Raw genomic sequence first — 2,573 nt, 5'->3', positions numbered from 1 at the left:
AGTAATCGCAGATCAGAATTGCTGCGGTGAATACGTTCCCGGGCCTTGTACACACCGCCCGTCACACCATGGGAGTTTGTTGCACCAGAAGCAGGTAGCTTAACCTTCGGGAGGGCGCTTGCCACGGTGTGGCCGATGACTGGGGTGAAGTCGTAACAAGGTAGCCGTATCGGAAGGTGCGGCTGGATCACCTCCTTTAGAGACTAAAGACAGCAAATTGCTCGTCGGACGTCCGCACAAGTGACCTGCACTCAGAGTTCCTCGTCGCCACAGGGTGACGTGGGACCGTCCCGTTTCGATGGGGCTTTAGCTCAGCTGGGAGAGCACCTGCTTTGCAAGCAGGGGGTCGTCGGTTCGATCCCGACAAGCTCCACCACCAGCCAGTCAGTCAGTACATTGGGTCTGTAGCTCAGGTGGTTAGAGCGCACCCCTGATAAGGGTGAGGCCGGTGGTTCGAGTCCTCCCAGACCCACCACCCTGACGGATGAGCGGTAAAACTCTGAATTGCGCACACATAAAGATTTGAAGCATCGAAGGCGTTGAGGCCTACGGTGCGTTCTTTGAAAACTGGAATGTAGCGAGCGTTTTGAGACGGAATGTCCATGACGTGTCGTAGAGGCTAAGGCGAGTGTCGAGAGACACTTTATTAATTGAGTCGTTATATTCGAGTTCGGGCTTTGTACCCCCGAACCCTATGGCTCCGAGGCAACTTGGGGTTATATGGTCAAGCGAATAAGCGCACACGGTGGATGCCTTGGCGGTCAGAGGCGATGAAGGACGTGGCAGCCTGCGAAAAGCGTGGGGGAGCTGGCAACAAGCATTGATCCCGCGATGTCCGAATGGGGAAACCCACCTAGCAATAGGTATCCTGCAGTGAATACATAGCTGCTGGAAGCGAACCCGGAGAACTGAAATATCTAAGTACCCGGAGGAAAAGAAATCAACCGAGATTCCCTAAGTAGTGACGAGCGAACGGGGACTAGCCCTTAAGTTGCATCAGCTTCAGCAAAAGAACCTGGAAAGGTTCGCCGTAGAAGGTGACAGCCCTGTATGCGAAGGGGCTGATGCGATGAAATCGAGTAGGGCGGGGCACGAGAAACCCTGTCTGAATATGGGGGGACCATCCTCCAAGGCTAAATACTCCTGACCGACCGATAGTGAACCAGTACCGTGAGGGAAAGGCGAAAAGAACCCTGGTGAAGGGAGTGAAATAGATCCTGAAACCGTGTGCGTACAAGCAGTAGGAGCCCGCAAGGGTGACTGCGTACCTTTTGTATAATGGGTCAGCGACTTACTGTTCGTGGCAAGCTTAACCGTATAGGGGAGGCGAAGGGAAACCGAGTCTGATAAGGGCGCATAGTCGCGGGCAGTAGACCCGAAACCGGGTGATCTAGTCATGCCCAGGGTGAAGGTTGAGTAACATCAACTGGAGGCCCGAACCCACTCCCGTTGCAAAGGTAGGGGATGAGGTGTGATTAGGAGTGAAAAGCTAATCGAACCCGGAGATAGCTGGTTCTCCTCGAAAGCTATTTAGGTAGCGCCTCGGACGAATACTACTGGGGGTAGAGCACTGTTATGGCTAGGGGGTCATTGCGACTTACCAAACCATGGCAAACTCCGAATACCAGTACGTACTATCCGGGAGACACACGGCGGGTGCTAACGTCCGTCGTGAAAAGGGAAACAACCCAGACCCACAGCTAAGGTCCCAAATTCATCGCTAAGTGGTGAACGATGTGGAAAGGCACAGACAGCCAGGAGGTTGGCTTAGAAGCAGCCACCCTTTAAAGAAAGCGTAATAGCTCACTGGTCGAGTCGGTCTGCGCGGAAGATTTAACGGGGCTAAGCGATGAACCGAAGCTTGGGGTGCATACTTTGTATGCGCGGTAGAGGAGCGTTCCGTAAGCCGATGAAGGTGGATTGAGAAGTCTGCTGGAGGTATCGGAAGTGCGAATGCTGACATGAGTAACGATAATGCGGGTGAAAAGCCCGCACGCCGAAAGCCCAAGGTTTCCTTGCGCAACGTTAATCGACGCAGGGTGAGTCGGCCCCTAAGGCGAGGCAGAAATGCGTAGTCGATGGGAAGCAGGTTAATATTCCTGCACCTCGCGTAAGTGCGATGGAGGGACGGAGAAGGTTAGGCAGGCCAGGCGTTGGTTGTCCTGGTGAGAGAGTTGAGGCGGTCCCCTTAGGCAAATCCGGGGGGGCAACGTTGAGACTAAGGACCGGCCCATTAGGGCTAGGCTGCTGATATCACGCTTCCAGGAAAAGCTCCTAAGCTTCAGCTTACGCAGACCGTACCGTAAACCGACACAGGTGGGCAGGATGAGAATTCTAAGGCGCTTGAGAGAACTCGGGTGAAGGAACTAGGCAAAATAGCACCGTAACTTCGGGAGAAGGTGCGCCCTCCATGGTTAATAGCTAAGGGGGGCCGCAGTGACCAGGCCGCTGCGACTGTTTATCAAAAACACAGCACTCTGCAAACACGAAAGTGGACGTATAGGGTGTGACGCCTGCCCGGTGCTGGAAGGTTAATTGATGGGGTCAGCCGCAAGGCGAAGCTCTTGATCGAA

General features: G+C 54.2%; 2 tRNA genes and 2 rRNA genes. All 4 read left to right on the top strand.

The window, feature by feature from the left end:
• Positions 1-198 (top strand): 16S ribosomal RNA (locus tag AB0D94_RS37730); the annotation flags it as partial.
• A gap of 102 nt (positions 199-300) precedes the next feature.
• Positions 301-376 (top strand) — tRNA-Ala (locus AB0D94_RS37725).
• A 22-nt stretch (positions 377-398) separates the two neighbouring features.
• Positions 399-475, top strand: a tRNA-Ile gene (locus tag AB0D94_RS37720).
• A gap of 247 nt (positions 476-722) precedes the next feature.
• Positions 723-2,573 (top strand): 23S ribosomal RNA (locus tag AB0D94_RS37715); the annotation flags it as partial.

The sequence above is a fragment of the Streptomyces sp. NPDC048255 genome (assembly GCF_040652415.1).
Lineage (GTDB): Bacteria > Actinomycetota > Actinomycetes > Streptomycetales > Streptomycetaceae > Streptomyces.
The sequence above is the reverse complement of the archived record's forward strand: the minus strand, read 5'-3'. Positions and strand labels throughout refer to the sequence as shown.